Source organism: Argonema galeatum A003/A1 (genome assembly GCF_023333595.1).
Lineage (GTDB): Bacteria > Cyanobacteriota > Cyanobacteriia > Cyanobacteriales > Aerosakkonemataceae > Argonema > Argonema galeatum.
On sequence record NZ_JAIQZM010000001.1, the window covers coordinates 147,669 to 162,187 of the forward strand.

12 protein-coding genes are annotated in these 14,519 nt (G+C 44.6%); 11 read left to right on the forward strand and 1 reads right to left on the reverse strand.

Going from position 1 to position 14,519, the window contains the following annotated elements; genetic code table 11:
- Nucleotides 1-27: 27 nt before the first annotated feature.
- The 9 genes from LAY41_RS00705 to LAY41_RS00750 all read left to right on the forward strand — a co-directional run bounded on the left by LAY41_RS00705 (nt 28) and on the right by LAY41_RS00750 (nt 12,465).
- A complete protein-coding gene (locus LAY41_RS00705) occupies nt 28-1,347 on the forward strand; it encodes a methyl-accepting chemotaxis protein (protein WP_249093026.1) in 1,320 nt (439 codons plus the stop codon).
- Nucleotides 1,348-1,373: 26 nt separating this feature from the next.
- On the forward strand, nt 1,374-2,966 hold the full coding sequence (locus LAY41_RS00710) for a HAMP domain-containing methyl-accepting chemotaxis protein (protein ID WP_249093028.1): 1,593 nt from the start codon (nt 1,374-1,376) through the stop codon (nt 2,964-2,966).
- Between the two features lie 78 nt (nt 2,967-3,044).
- A complete protein-coding gene (locus tag LAY41_RS00715; RefSeq protein ID WP_249093031.1) occupies nt 3,045-3,734 on the forward strand; it encodes a chemotaxis protein CheW in 690 nt (229 codons plus the stop codon).
- A 140-nt stretch (nt 3,735-3,874) separates the two neighbouring features.
- Complete coding sequence (locus tag LAY41_RS00720; protein WP_338022908.1) at nt 3,875-6,826, forward strand: hybrid sensor histidine kinase/response regulator; 2,952 nt, start codon at nt 3,875-3,877, stop codon at nt 6,824-6,826.
- Nucleotides 6,827-7,041: 215 nt separating this feature from the next.
- The gene (gene cheB / locus LAY41_RS00725) at nt 7,042-8,079 is read left to right on the forward strand and encodes a chemotaxis response regulator protein-glutamate methylesterase (protein WP_249093033.1); all 1,038 of its coding nucleotides are present in this window, start codon (nt 7,042-7,044) and stop codon (nt 8,077-8,079) included.
- A gap of 97 nt (nt 8,080-8,176) precedes the next feature.
- Entirely contained in the window at nt 8,177-9,445 is a 1,269-nt protein-coding gene (locus LAY41_RS32100; RefSeq protein ID WP_420840296.1) for a SpoIIE family protein phosphatase, read from the forward strand.
- A gap of 72 nt (nt 9,446-9,517) precedes the next feature.
- Nucleotides 9,518-10,111: a slr1658 family protein gene (locus tag LAY41_RS00740; RefSeq protein ID WP_249093035.1), complete on the forward strand. Its 594-nt coding sequence runs from the start codon at nt 9,518-9,520 to the stop codon at nt 10,109-10,111.
- 52 nt (nt 10,112-10,163) lie between these two features.
- Complete coding sequence (locus LAY41_RS00745; RefSeq protein ID WP_249093037.1) at nt 10,164-10,517, forward strand: slr1659 superfamily regulator; 354 nt, start codon at nt 10,164-10,166, stop codon at nt 10,515-10,517.
- A 199-nt stretch (nt 10,518-10,716) separates the two neighbouring features.
- Nucleotides 10,717-12,465 (forward strand): mechanosensitive ion channel family protein, encoded by a 1,749-nt coding sequence (locus LAY41_RS00750; protein ID WP_249093038.1) that lies wholly within the window; start codon nt 10,717-10,719, stop codon nt 12,463-12,465.
- An 86-nt stretch (nt 12,466-12,551) separates the two neighbouring features.
- On the opposite strand, the gene LAY41_RS00755 is transcribed toward LAY41_RS00750, so the two are convergent.
- Nucleotides 12,552-12,878: a hypothetical protein gene (locus LAY41_RS00755; protein WP_338022910.1), complete on the reverse strand. Its 327-nt coding sequence runs from the start codon at nt 12,876-12,878 to the stop codon at nt 12,552-12,554.
- A gap of 178 nt (nt 12,879-13,056) precedes the next feature.
- On the opposite strand from LAY41_RS00755, the gene LAY41_RS00760 reads away from it, so the two are divergent.
- Together LAY41_RS00760 and LAY41_RS00765 are read left to right on the forward strand one after the other, a co-directional pair.
- A complete protein-coding gene (locus LAY41_RS00760) occupies nt 13,057-13,833 on the forward strand; it encodes an MlaE family lipid ABC transporter permease subunit (RefSeq protein WP_249093040.1) in 777 nt (258 codons plus the stop codon).
- A 55-nt stretch (nt 13,834-13,888) separates the two neighbouring features.
- Nucleotides 13,889-14,272: a DUF3119 family protein gene (locus LAY41_RS00765; RefSeq protein WP_249094025.1), complete on the forward strand. Its 384-nt coding sequence runs from the start codon at nt 13,889-13,891 to the stop codon at nt 14,270-14,272.
- The last annotated feature ends 247 nt before the right edge of the window (nt 14,273-14,519 follow it).

A 14,519-nucleotide genomic window follows, 5' to 3' on the forward strand; every position in this document is an offset into this window, starting at 1 on the left:
CGGAATACGGTTCTAGAAACAAATCAAATGGTTTTGAGAGTTTCGATGATGGCTCGGCAAGTTCGCGGCTATCTACTTGTGGGCAATGCTGAGGGTGCTTTAGAATCTTTTGATAACCAGAAAAATAAGTATGCAGAATCTAGCAAACGGGCAGAAATACTAATTAGAGAAAATCCCAATGCCCAACAAAAAGAAAGATTTGCTAGGATGCTAGATCTGGAAAATCAATTTGAAGAACTCTCGAAAAGAACTTTCCGTTTGAGAGATGAAGGTAAGCAACAAGAAGCAGTAGATACATACCTGAGAGAATCGAAAAGCAATTTGGGGGCATTCGACAAACTAAATGAAGAATTTAGCAAAATAGAGCTAGACTCGTTGAGCGCGAGGAGTGATGAAACAGAAAGGGCGCTTAACTTAATAATATTATCATCTATAGCCATTACAGCGCTCGCCCTAGTGGTGGCATATATGATTTTCAACCTCGCCAAAAACTTGAGTGCTTTAATTCTTCAAGTGCAGCAAGCTGGGATTAAGATTACCAGTTCTGCCACCCAAATGGCGGCTTCAGGCAAGGAACTGGAGGCAACGATGACAGAACAGGCAGCTTCCACCAATGAGATGGTCGCGACAGTAAAGCAGATTGCTACCACCTCCGGAAAACTGGTGAAGACGATGGATGAAGTTGGGTATACGTCGCAAGCCACAGCTCAGGGGACGGGTGAGAGTCAAAAAGACCTGATCCAGATGGAGAAAACTATGCGGAACTTGGCCGATTCAACTAATACCATCTCGTCAAAATTGGGAACGATTAGCGAAAAAGCTAACAGCATTAACAGCATTGTTACCACCATCACCAAAGTAGCAGATCAAACCAACTTACTCTCACTCAACGCGGCAATTGAAGCCGAAAAAGCCGGAGAGTACGGCACAGGATTTGCTGTGGTAGCCAGAGAAATTCGCCGCCTAGCGGATCAAACAGCAGTGGCGACCTTGGACATCGAAAATATGGTAAAAGAGATGCAAGGGGCAGTTTCCACAGGGGTGATGGAAATGGATAAGTTCACTAAAGATGTAGAACACGGCGTGGAAGATGTCCGTAATATCGGCGGTAAATTAGAAGCAATTATCGAGCAAGTGCAAACCCTAAGTCCCCGCTTTCAACAGGTGAGTAGCAGCATGGAGGAACAGTCACAGGGGGCACAGCAAATCAGAGAAGGAATGGTTCAATTGAGTGAAGCAGCTTCGCAAACGACTCAATCTCTACGGGAGATTAACAGTGCGATAAGGGAATTGAACGAGACGGCACAAGGCTTGCGCCAGCAAATCTCTGCTTATAAAGTCAGTTAGCTTTGATCTCAAAAAGGTCATAATTAATGTTGAGTCAGCATGACTGCAATCTAGCCGCCAATGCCAATAAGGCGTCACAAAGTAGGACGAAACAGATGTTCAAAAATATGTCATTGCCAACGCGGATCGTCAGCTCATTTATGCTGGTTGGTGTACTTGTATTAATAGTGGGTTTAATCGGCTGGTTTGCCACTTCGCGACTGAGCAATGACCTCGCAATAGTCAGCGATAAGGCTTTTCCCAGCATGATCAATCTGTGGAAAGTCAACGAAGCACAATCTAGAGTTCGATCATTAGAAAACTTGTTGATGGTTACAGCCTTAACTGCCGAGCAAAGGCAGAAAAATACGGCAGAAATGGAGGCTACTATGAAAGAGATGGATGCAGCCTTTAACGACTACGCAAAAATACCTCGCGATCCACAAGAAGATAACCTTTATAAAAAAGTTGTGCCAGAAGGAGACAAATGGGTAGCATCTCATAATAAATTTGTCAAGCTTCACGAAGAATTTTTGAAATATGGCGTCATTAACCCCAGAGAAGTTATAACTGATCTGGTGAAGCAGGGAAAAACTAATACACCTGAGTATGCAGCCGCAGAGGGTGCGGCTGGGGTAATCAACAAGATGAATGATTACGCAGCGACGACATTAGATACCACATTTGAATCATCAACAAACGCACTGCAAGAACTCATATCATACCATGAAAACATGGCAAACACTGTTCGCAAAACAGCCGTTCAAGATGCGGCGAGCAGCACATTTTGGATAGTTATAGGTGTGATTGTTGGGCCGCTAACTGCTGTGTTCTTGGGTATTTATGTTCAGCAATCTGTGGCTAAAATTACCACTTCTTCCATCCAAATCGCTGCTTCTGGCAAACAATTGGAGGCAACAATGACAGAACAGGTTGCCTCAACAAATGAAGTTGCCGCTACAGCGAAAGAAATTTCTGCCAATTCCAAACACCTAGTAAAAACGATAGATGAAGTAGAGCAGACATCCCAAGTAACTGCACAGGCAGCGGGGGAGAGTCAAAAAGACCTGATCCAGATGGAAAAAACCATGCTGAAATTAGCGGATTCAACTAATACCATCTCGTCAAAACTGGGAACGATTAGCGAAAAAGCTAACAGTATTAATAGCATTGTTACCACTATCACCAAAGTAGCGGATCAAACCAATTTGCTTTCACTCAACGCGGCAATTGAAGCCGAAAAAGCCGGAGAGTACGGCACGGGTTTTGCTGTGGTAGCCAGAGAAATTCGCCGCCTAGCGGATCAAACAGCAGTGGCGACCTTGGACATCGAAAATATGGTAAAAGAGATGCAAGGGGCAGTTTCCACAGGGGTGATGGAAATGGATAAGTTTACCAAAGATGTAGAAATGAGTGTAGATGATGTTCGTAATATCGGTGGTAAATTAGAGTCAATTATTGGGCAAGTGCAAACCTTAACACCCCGCTTTCAACAGGTGAGTAACAACATGGAAGGACAGTCCCAGGCGGCTGAGCAAATCAGTGAGGCAATGGTACAATTAACTGAAGCTTCATCGCAAACAGCTCAGTCTTTGCGTGAGATTAATGGTGCGCTGCGGCAATTGAACAAGGGGGCGTAAGGCTTACGCATGGAGGTATTTCGTTTTCAAGCCGCTAAGAGGTGATTGTTTACAGTAAACTAGGTTGTCAGGAGGGTTATGAGTAACGATTGCTGGAATAAAATAGGAGTTGAGGGCGATCGGTCCTGCGAACAACTCAAAACAGTGATTCACTGTCGTAACTGCCCCGTTTATTCTGCCGCCGGACGCAGTTTATTAGAAAGGGAAGCACCACCAGAGTATGTCAACGAGTGGACTGAGATTTTAGCAAAAACTCCCCCCGTTAGTTCTAAAGCACAAGTTAACGGAGCCATTGTTTCTTCTGTAGAAACCGTATCAGTTATGATATTTATGCTGGGCGGCGAATGGTTAGCTGTGCCAGTAGGATTACTTCAGGAAGTGACAGATCCCTGTATAATTCATACACTACCCCACCGCAACAGCGAACTGTTTATGGGTTTGGTCAACATTAGAGGCGAAATTCTCATGTGCGTTTCCCTCAGCCATCTGCTTGACCTGGAAGATAAAGCTAACTCTTCAGATAGTGTTAGTTCTCTTGCGGCTAAACGAATGATAGTTGTGGGAAGCCAAGAAAATCACTGGGTTTTTATTGTTGATGAAGTTTGCGGTATTCATCGCTTCCCACTAAGGGAATTACAAAATACACCAGTCGTGATTTCAAAAGCCACAGAAGCTTATACAAAAGGGGTGATTCGCTGGCAGGGGCATAAAGTTAATTACCTAGATTCGGATTTATTGTTTTCCACTTTAAATAAAAGAATTTTATAGCTAGGGACTAGGGGCTAGGGGCTAGGGGCTAGGGAAGAGGGAAGAGGGAAGAGGGAAGAAAGGGCAATCAAAGGTTTGGTGGAATTAAGAACGTCCTAACTGCCGAGAAGGTTGCTATATAACAAATTAAGAGGGGGTATATGATGAGCGAGTTCACGATGCTAGATGTGTTCCGGCAGGAAGTGGAAGCCCAAGCTGCCATATTAAACCAGGGGCTATTATCCCTGGAAAGCGAACCCCAGACTCGCCCAATGCTGGAATCGTTGATGCGCGTTGCTAATGCAATCCAAGGAACCGCTAGGCTGGTCGAAATCGATGCGGCTATTAACCTGTCTCAGGGCATAGAGAGTTGCCTTGATAATGCCCAAAAGCAAAGCGTTACTCTGAGTGGTGGTCAGATCGACGTGCTGCGGCAAGGGGTCGATTTATTGTTAAATATTAGCAGGGTTAAAGAAGAAAATTTAGAGGTTTGGCTATCAGAAAATCAAGATGAGATCGAAACTATTACAGACAGTATTGCTAACGTGCTGACGCTGGGTACGGCATCAGTTTCTAAGCGAAGGGTAGAGGCAAAAAGCAAATCTGCAAAGCCGGAAATACCAACAGAAGAAGTAAGTTTAGAAGATGATTTCAACAGGAAACAGACAAAAATTGTACCAAACCTGCCTGCTATAGATGTTACCCCCGTTTATAATCAACAAACGCCCAGTCAGTCACAAACAACCGCGATCGCAGACAGTGAATCTTCTCCAGAAGCAGATGAGATGTCAAGCATCGGCGACACCTCAATGTTGGAGTTATTCCAGATGGAAGTAGACGCCCAAGCAACCGTCTTAAATGAGGGACTGTTAGCCCTGGAAAGCCAACCGGGGTCTCCCAAAGTACTGGAGTCTTTAATGCGAGCGGCCCATTCCGTTAAAGGAGCCGCCCGCATCGTGGCGCTTGATGCTGCTGTCGGTTTGGCTCACGTGATGGAGGACGCCTTTGTAGCAGCACAGAACCAAAAGATTACTCTGGAGGCAGATGGGGTTGATGTGCTGCTACATGGAGTAGATCTGCTCATCAACATCAGTCAGCACGGGCAAAGTTGGGTTAAGGAAAATCGGGAAGATGTTGAAAATACTAGAGAGGAAATTTCTGCTCTGCTGACACCGGGATCGGCCCCAGTTAAAAGGGCACCCTCAAAGCAGGAAACTCAGGCACAATCGGCTTCTGGGCCAAAGCAAGAAATGGTTGTTGCTGCGTCTGCTGGCATCCAAACACAACCAACTGGGGGGAAGGAAACCAAATCGATCGCTACGCAAACATCTGGTAATGTGGAGAAAGCCAAGCCGCCCGCAGAAGATGCGGCGAATAGCGATCGCGTTGTACGGGTTTCCGCCGAAAACTTAAATCGCATCATGGGTTTGGCAGGGGAATCTCTGATCGAGGCAAATTGGCTTCAGCCCTTTGCCGATTCCCTGACGATCCTCAAGAAACGCCAACTGGAATTATCGAAAATTTTAGAGAATTTTCAGCAAACTCTGGCAGTCCACCACAATCAAGATACCGGCACTTATTTAGAAGCCGCTCGCGCCAAGGAGCGGGAATGTCGGCAAATTTTGAGCGATCGCCTGATCGAACTAGAATTATATGCCCGTCGCACCGGCTCCTTAAGCGATCGCCTCTACCGGGAAGTAATCGCTTCTAATATGCGTCCCTTCGCCGATGGGGTGCAGGGATTTCCCCGGATGCTGCGCGATTTAGCCAGGAAGCTGAACAAACAAGTTAAATTTGATATTCTCGGCAAAGCCACGCCAGTCGATCGCGATATCATCAAAAAACTGGAAGCTCCCCTCACCCACATTTTGCGGAATGCGATCGATCACGGTATGGAGCTTCCCGAAGAGCGCCTAGCCGCAGGCAAACCAGCAGAAGGAACCGTGCGACTCGAAGCCGTCCATCGCGGCGGAATGCTATCGATTACCATCACTGACGATGGTAGAGGAATCGACCCAGAGCGCCTGCGTCAAAAAATTATTGATAAAAGTCTGGCAACTCCGGAAATAGCAGCTCAGCTTAACGAAAGCGAACTGATGGAATTTCTGTTTTTGCCTGGATTTTCCACAGCCAAGCAAGTCACCGAAATTTCCGGTCGCGGTGTTGGATTGGATATTGCTAAAAGCATGGCACACGATGTTGGCGGCAACGTGCGAGCCAGTTCTCAGCCAGGAAAAGGCATGAGTTTTAACTTCCAATTGCCTTTGACACTCTCGGTTGTTCGCACCCTCTTAGTAGAAATATCCGGCGAACCTTATGCCTTTCCCCTAGCGCGGATTGAGCAAATTGTCAACGTGGATAAAAAGGATATTTCCTCAGTGGAAAACCGGCAATATTTCACTATGGACAATAAGAATATCGGCTTAGTAGCCGCTTATCAAGTATTGGAGTTGAAGCAACCCCCGCCGAAGTCCGACACCTTATCTGTTGTCGTGATCAGCGAACAATCAGACTATTACGGACTGGTGGTCGATCGCTTTTTGGGCGAACACGATTTGGTGGTCAGACCGTTAGAACCAAGACTGGGGAAAGTTCAAGATATTAGTGCTGCTGCTTTAATGGGAGACGGTTCCCCGATCCTGATTGTCGATGCTTCTGACTTGATGCGTTCTGTTGATAATCTGCTTAATGCCAGCCATCTGAACAGTGTTGTTAGCAATGCCGATCGGGTTGTGAAAGACAGCCGCAAGAGTATTCTGGTAGTGGATGATTCCATTACCGTGCGCGAAATGGAACGAAAATTGCTGCAAAACAAAGGTTACAAGGTTGATGTCGCCGTGGATGGAATGGAAGGTTGGCACGCAGTTTCCACAAATCACTACGATTTGGTAGTTAGTGATGTTGATATGCCCCGCATGAACGGAATTGAGTTTACCAGCAAGATTAAAAATCATCCCAAACTGAATAAAATCCCAGTGATTATTGTCTCCTATAAAGACCGCGAAGAAGACCGCCTACGCGGTTTAGAAGCTGGAGCAAATTATTACTTAACCAAAGCCAGCTTTCAGGACGATACGTTAGTAAACGCAGTGTTCGATTTGATCGGTCATTAGATTTTGGATTTTGGGTCGATCTCGAATGAATCTGAGATAGATCCAAAATCCTGTTCTTATCTGCGTTCATCTGTGTTTATCTGTCTTCATCTGTGGTAAAAATTTAACCAACGAGAACAACAGACAATTTGACGAGAGCGCTCATGTACTAACAATGTTACCGGACATGATATTATTGGTTAAATTTAGAATAAAATGACTAATGACTAAATAATATGAGAATAGCAATTGTAAACGATATGGTGATGGCAGTAGAGACGCTACGGCGCGTCTTGATGACTGTCAAAGGCTATCAAGTGGCTTGGATAGCACGGGATGGTGCTGAAGCCGTGACTAAATGCGCCCAAGATACCCCAGACCTGATTCTGATGGATTTGGTCATGCCGATCGTGGATGGGGTAGAAGCAACTCGCCAGATCATGAAGAATTCTCCCTGCGCTATTCTGGTGGTAACAGCTAGTGTTGGGCAAAATGCGTCTAAAATATTTGAAGCAATGGGATATGGGGCATTAGATGCCGTCAGCACACCAGTTTTAGGCCCAAGCGGCAACCCTGAAGCAGCCCAAGCAATGCTTGCGAAAATTGTGACGATCGGGAAACTGATTGGCAAATCAGGCGGAACTTCTAAATCCAAAACCCATACCGAAAGCCCTCAATCTATCTTCGCGCCCAGCGCATCCCGTTTGCCTCCTCTAGTGGCGATCGGTTCTTCAACAGGAGGGCCCAACGCTCTGGCTAAGATCCTATCTCGCTTACCGGCTTCTTTCGGTGCAGCAGTAGTTATTGTCCAGCACGTAGATGCAGAATTTACCCCCAGTTTAGTAGAATGGCTAAATCAACAAACGCCCCTGAGCGTGCAGCTAGCATCCCAAGGAAGTCGTCTCGAAGTAGGAAAAGTATTAATTGCCGGAACGAACGATCACCTGTCGTTGCAACCTTCTTTGAGTTTAAGTTATACGAAAAACCCGATTGATTATCCCTATCGTCCTTCAGTTGATGTATTTTTCAAAAGTGTAGCTCAGCACTGGAGTCGCCCAGGAACTGCTGTGCTGCTAACAGGTATGGGCAGAGATGGAGCGGAGGGGCTAAGTGTGTTACGCAACAAGGGATGGCATACGATCGCCCAAGATCGGGCCAGTTGTGTGGTTTATGGGATGCCCAAAGCAGCAGTAGACTTGGGTGCTGCGGTGGAGGTTTTACCCCTAGATGCGATCGCCACTACCTTAATCGATCGAATAGCAATGATGCGCTAGGTATTCCCTACCTTCTATCTTCAGGTCAACATCTCAAAAGTAAGTGAAAGCAGTGACAGAAGATCCAATTACAGTCTTGCTCATCGACGATCAACCAATGATCGGCGAAGCCGTTCGTCGAATGTTACTTCCAGAAAAAGATATCACCTTTCATTACTGTAGCGACCCTACCAAAGCACTCAAAGTCGCTAAGTCATGTCAGCCAACAGTCATCTTACAAGACCTAGTTATGCCAGAAATGGAAGGACTGGTCTTAGTACGCTTTCTGAGAGCCCAAAACGCTCCCACCAGATACGTTCCCCTCATCGTTCTCTCTAGCAAAGAAGAACCCCTCATCAAAGCAAAAGCTTTTGCATTAGGCGCAAACGATTATATAGTCAAACTCCCAGACAAAGCAGAACTGGTCGCCCGCATCCGCTACCACTCTAAAGCTTATGTAAACCTTCTCAAGCGAAACGAAGCCGAAGCCATCCTCCAAGCCGAAAACTTCCGCATGGCTAAAGAACTGGAGATGTTGCGCCAAATGCAACACATGATTCTGCCTACATCAGATGAACTAGAAGCCATCGAAGGTTTAGAAATTGCCGGTTTTATGGAACCAGCCGACGAAGTTGGCGGCGACTATTATGATGTCCTATACACAGACGGCGTAGTTACAATTGGGATCGGTGATGTCACTGGACACGGACTCGAAAGTGGCATCTTAATGGTCATGACCCAAACAGCAGTCCGTACTCTTAAAGAGATTCGAGAACTCGATCCAGTTAAATTTTTAGACGCCCTCAACCGCACTCTTTATAAAAATGTCCGCCGGATGAATTCTGAGAAGAGTTTGACATTAGTCATTCTCACTTATACAAAAGGCAAAATTAGTATCAGCGGTCAGCATGAGGAAACGATTGTAGTGCGAAAGGGAGGCGAAATTGAGCGCGTTAACACGATGGATCTGGGGTTTCCAATTGGGTTAGATGAGGAAATTACTGATTTTATCAATCATACCATCATCGAATTAAATGCAGGGGATGGAATAGTCCTCTATACCGATGGAATTCCTGAAGCCTACAACATGGATAAAGAACAATATGGGATTGAGAGATTGTGTGAAGTTGCCAGTCAAAACTGGGATGGCTCTGCCGAAGAAATTAAGCAAGCTATAGTTGATGATCTTAAGGGATTTATCGGCAAACAAAAGGTTTTTGATGACATAACTTTAGTAGTTCTCAAACAGAAAGAATTTGACTTTGAGGAAGATGAACCAGTTGAAGAGGAACCAGTTGAGGAAGAGGAACCAGTTGAGGAAGAGGAACCAGTTGAGGAAGTTAAAGGGACTGCGACCAAAAGGAAAAAATTCAGGTTGTTTCGCTAATGATATGCCAATGTTCGCCATCAACATTTTGCAGCAACTAATTAACCTTCTATCAATTAAGAAGTAACAAATATGAGCCAAATTTTTGGAGAATTTATTGAGGAGTTTCCTCAAGAACATGAGTCTTTAGAACTGAGCTTTACCTCCAGTTCTCGACCAATTGAAGAACGGTGGCGTAATAACCGCTTATCAGCTTATTTTATTGCCAACTATTTTTCAACCTTTCTGCCAATTGATGAAAACCCCGATCGGCGGGAAGATCGGATCGAAGCAACTAGAAATTCAGTGAGTTATGTCGGCAACGAACTGTTAGAAAATGCCATGAAATCTAACGAAGAAAACAATCATAATAAAGTTAAGTTTGGCATTCATTTTCTGGAAGAGTTCGAGAAAGTAACAGCTGTGATTTTTACCGAAAACAGTATTACTACTCAAAAGGCTAGGGAATTTCAAGCCTTTATTAGGGAATTACTTGACGCCGATCCTAATGAGTTATATGTTCAGCAGATTGAAAAAACAGCCGAATCCGAAGATAGTGAAGCTTCTGGCTTAGGTTTGCTGACCGCAATCAATGATTATTCAGCAAAATTAGGCTGGAAATTTGAGATTGCACCCAGTAATCCACAAATTGTCATTGTTACTACAATGGCTCAAATTGTTGTATAATTTTTACTGATGAATCATTCGGACATTTGCAGAAAAAAAGGAGAAACAATTTATGGCAAATCCAGAAGTCAAAGGCGATGACTATCAGGTTCAATACGAGCCAGCGTCCTCAACAGTTTATTTTAAAGGGGATATTACTCTAGGAAGTCCCAAGGAATATGTTCCCATTGTTAAGTTGCTCGATCAAGCGGCTAATTCAGACCCAGACACCCTTACATTAAACGTGAAAGAATTAGCATTCCTCAACAGTTCGGGCATCAGTATGTTATCTAAATTTGTGCTGGGGATGAAGAAGAAGAAAGGGACTCAATTAGTGGTTTTAGGCGGCAAGAAGGTGCCCTGGCAAGGTAAATCATTGAAAAACTTAGAACGATTGCTTCCAGGATTAAAACTGGTAGTAGAATAAGGTACAATAGTTAGGAGCGATCGGAACAATTGTCATAAATTTACACCTTTGTCAATTTCAACTTTGAGAACGTTTCGCTATGAGTCGCTCCAACTAATAACCAAAATTATTGTTGACATTTTTACAACTAAAGTTAAGGCAAACTATGTTAAATAAAGCAACTGCTATGTTACAAAACCTCTTGCATCAATTTGATAAAATGAATACAGTGAATTCGATCCTGATTAGTTTGCTAATCACGGGTCTGGCAACTGGGCTATTATATGTATTCTTATTTTATATCCTGCGCCCTATCTTTCGGCAATTTGAACGGGACATCGCACTCGTTACCTTAGGTGTTTCCGCCTATCCAGCCCTCATCGTCTTCGCTATCTTCAGCCTGAAAATCACTTTTAAGAATCTAGTCTCTGTCAAAATTCCTACAGGAATAGAACATATCCTGACATCGATTATAATTATAGTCATTAGTTATTGGTCTGTCCAATTATTTCTCCAAGTTTTTATTTACTACCTCAAAGATTACACTCAAAAAACTGAAGTCATGTGGGATGACGTATTGCTTCCCATCCTATCAGCAGTTGTCCCTGTGCTAATCTTCCTGACTGGCGGGGCTCTTGTTCTCGGAACTTTTGGGGTGAATTTAAGTGGAATTTGGGTAACGCTGGGCGGTGCTACTTTTGTTCTTGGTTTTGCACTTCAGGATATTTTGGCTAATTTCTTTAGTGGGATTGTTTTACTGATTGATACGCCTTTTCAATTTGGTGACATCCTGCTCCTTGAAGATGGTTCAATCGGAATGCTACGCCGGATTGGTGTTCGGGTGACTCAGTTATATATATTTAGTACCCATTGTGATGTTTATATTCCTAACAGTGTATTGCAGGGTCAAAAACTCACGAATCTGAGTCGTCCCACCTCTTTGTACTATATCGCTATGGATATAGAGATACCCCCTGAATCTAATATTGATGAAACCCGGAAGCTGATCGAAGAAATTGTGTTAGCTCATGCCGATACACTGGGGGATATTGATACTAAATTAGAAACGATCGATAAATACTATAGCTACGAAGGATGTGACCCTAATCTCACCCAACAACAAAAAATAGGCAAATCACGGCTACTGGTAGAACAGGCGGTCAATTTACAATTAGAGGAAATAGAACAAGCCCTTGAAGCTTTGGTTGTGACAATGCAGTTTGCTGAAAAAGGAGGGATAACTGAAGAGGAAATAGAAAATGTCAAACAGGAATATCACGCAATCCTAGAACTTATGGGTTTCCAAGTAATGAATGAAACCAATAATAACCGCAATGGATTTGATCTTCAGGAAAATAATGAAGAGGGATTGGTTGAGTTAATTAGGGAGTGGTATCGAATTTGGCTTAAAGATCCTAATTTACTGGATCGGGATCAATACTTCATTTCTGAGGAATGGGAGCGAAAGATTAATGTATTAAAACGAAGAGCGCAACGCTTGTATCAAAAGATATCCAATCCTCAAGGTGAGGAAACTCGCTTAGATGATTATGTGATGGAGTTAATTAAGTGGCTCAAAGAGAAGTTGAAACTGTCGCGAGAAAAATGGCAAGAGCCTCAAATCAGGATGATCGGAATTAATCATAATGAGGTTTCCTATTTTATTGGTTTGGAACTAGCATTTTTTGTGGATGATATCAAACTGGAAGATGGGAAACGGGGCGATCGCGTGAGAAGCCAACTTTATCAAGAAATCTTCCGCCATCTGAAAAGCACCTACCTTACTTGGAATGGGATTCAAGAGAATGAAACGAAAGGGGATACTGGCAATGGTGCTGATGTCGCTACTAATCCGAATCTTGTCCAGACTGCCCTCGATCCGGCGACGGCTAAACAAGGGTTCGCTTTTTACCTGTCCGTAGGGAAGAACAAACCCGCTATCAAGGCTGGAAGACCTTTTGAGGGGTAACCGTTGATTGAGAATTTCAGATTTTAGATAAAGGAGAAGATTTTTGCTTTTCTTGGGAAGCGATTCCCAATTCCCGTGCTATCAAATCAATTCCCGCGAAGGGTTTGATACCTGTAGAAAGCGTAGGTGTCAAACATCGCGCCCACTAATGCACAAGTTATACCGATTGTCAAGAGTCCCTGGATTGGACAGCCACTGCCAAAAACGGCCAGGAACTTCCAGATTGACTCCGCACCGGACTGACCGATGATTCCCAGGCCAGGAATATAGCCGATCGAAGACAGACCTGCCAACGTTCCCCCGATTAGCAGAATGGGGGCGACAAAGCTGACGATACTCGTTAGCAGCAGAGAGCGGAAGAAGTTGGGGAAAATACTCATCTCAATTCCTTCTGGAGAACTGACAGCGGCCATGCCAGCTTTCCGGCACTTGCCACTTACCACAATAGGCGCGATATTCAGCGTCGAGCCAAAAAGTTAGAAATCTTAAGTTTTTATTAAAAATAGACAGGATAAGTGACTGGGGATCGTTCAGATTAGATACAGTTCTTAATGCAGTGCGAACTTTTGTGGAGTAAGGGCGATCGCTTTTTTGAGTTTAAGGTTATGGGGACAGCGCTTGCTAGCGGCAATTTTGTTGGGCGGACAAGTACTAATCCACCTACTCAATGGCAAAATCCACCGGCGCAACACCCTAGATCAAATGGCAGCAGTTGGCCCAGAATCCCTGCTCATAGCCCTGGTAACAGCGGCTTTCGTAGGCATGGTATTTACAGTTCAGGTGGCGCGTGAGTTTATCAACTTGGGTGCAGGCACCGCCGTGGGAGGAGTTCTGGCACTCGCGTTGTGCCGCGAACTAGCCCCAGTCCTCACCGCTGTGGTGCTGGCGGGACGAGTCGGATCGGCTTTTGCGGCAGAAATAGGCACAATGCGGGTCACCGAACAAATCGACGCCCTCCTGATCCTCAAAACCGATCCGATCGATTATCTGGTGATTCCCCGCGTGATCGCCTGCTGCTTAATGCTGCCAATTTTGACCATTATGTGCCTGGTAACTGGCATGATGGGAGGATTGCTGATTGCCACTAACCTTTACGGCATCTCCCAATCGGTGTTTCTAGATTCAGTCCGCAACTTCCTAGATATCTGGGATATCTGTAGTGCGGCGATCAAGGCTTTTTGCTTCGGAGCGCTAATTGCCGTAATTGGCTGTAGCTGGGGCTTGACGACGACAGGAGGCGCTAAAGGTGTGGGACAATCAACGACGACCGCCGTGGTAACATCTTTGCTAGCGATCTTTATTGTCAATTTTTTATTGACTTGGGTCATGTTTCAGGGCACGGGCAGTGTTATTCAAAAAGGCTTATGAGGCGTAAGCCTATAAAATAAAAGTGAAGTCTGTTCGTTTGGAGGAATTAAAGACTGTGACCACCGCTGCTCCTATCGCGCAACAAACGGTTGAACTCTCTCCCAGTTACACGCTGCCTATTGTCTTAGTAGTAGGCGCAATACCCCTATTGCTGGTGCAAGTCTGGCTTAGTTCGATCGTCGCTCTGTTTGGATTATTCCTCTTGTTCCAGACTGCCACTATCCGTCTGAAATTTACAGAAACGGCTTTAGAGGTATACCGCTCCGATAAGATAATCCGCAGCTTCCCTTACCGGGAATGGCAAAATTGGCGAATTTTTTGGCCGGGAGTGCCAATTTTGTTTTATTTTAAAGAAGTCAAAAGCATTCACTTCTTGCCTATGTTGTTCGATCCCAAGATGCTACAAATCTGTTTGGAACAACGCTGTCCGAAGATTTAGTGCAAGGTCAGCCGTCTGAGTGTCTATGAGTTTTTAGTTGGAAAGGCCAGCAAGGCCCTACCTTTGTTGAGTAACTATTAGTCGTTAGTTGTTAGATGAATTCAGAAGAAGCCCAAACCCAAAAACAAGAGCAACAGCCAGAGCAAGAACCAGCTATGGAGGCATTGGATAATTTACAAGCGCAAGGTGCCACAGTTGATTTTGTTGCAGAGCTACCTGAAGATGATTTAGTAGTAGGCGATCGTGA

Bases quoted from the DNA above. Each gene is read 5' to 3' on its own strand.
- LAY41_RS00720 (WP_338022908.1), top strand. From the start codon at position 3,875: ATGATGAGCGAGTTCACGATGCTAGATGTGTTCCGGCAGGAAGTGGAA.
- LAY41_RS00710 (WP_249093028.1), top strand. From the start codon at position 1,374: ATGTTGAGTCAGCATGACTGCAATCTAGCCGCCAATGCCAATAAGGCG.
- cheB (WP_249093033.1), top strand. From the start codon at position 7,042: ATGAGAATAGCAATTGTAAACGATATGGTGATGGCAGTAGAGACGCTA.
- LAY41_RS00750 (WP_249093038.1), top strand. From the start codon at position 10,717: ATGAATACAGTGAATTCGATCCTGATTAGTTTGCTAATCACGGGTCTG.
- LAY41_RS00740 (WP_249093035.1), top strand. From the start codon at position 9,518: ATGAGCCAAATTTTTGGAGAATTTATTGAGGAGTTTCCTCAAGAACAT.
- LAY41_RS32100 (WP_420840296.1), top strand. From the start codon at position 8,177: ATGATCGGCGAAGCCGTTCGTCGAATGTTACTTCCAGAAAAAGATATC.
- LAY41_RS00705 (WP_249093026.1), top strand. From the start codon at position 28: ATGGTTTTGAGAGTTTCGATGATGGCTCGGCAAGTTCGCGGCTATCTA.
- LAY41_RS00745 (WP_249093037.1), top strand. From the start codon at position 10,164: ATGGCAAATCCAGAAGTCAAAGGCGATGACTATCAGGTTCAATACGAG.
- LAY41_RS00715 (WP_249093031.1), top strand. From the start codon at position 3,045: ATGAGTAACGATTGCTGGAATAAAATAGGAGTTGAGGGCGATCGGTCC.
- LAY41_RS00755 (WP_338022910.1), bottom strand. From the start codon at position 12,878: ATGGCCGCTGTCAGTTCTCCAGAAGGAATTGAGATGAGTATTTTCCCC.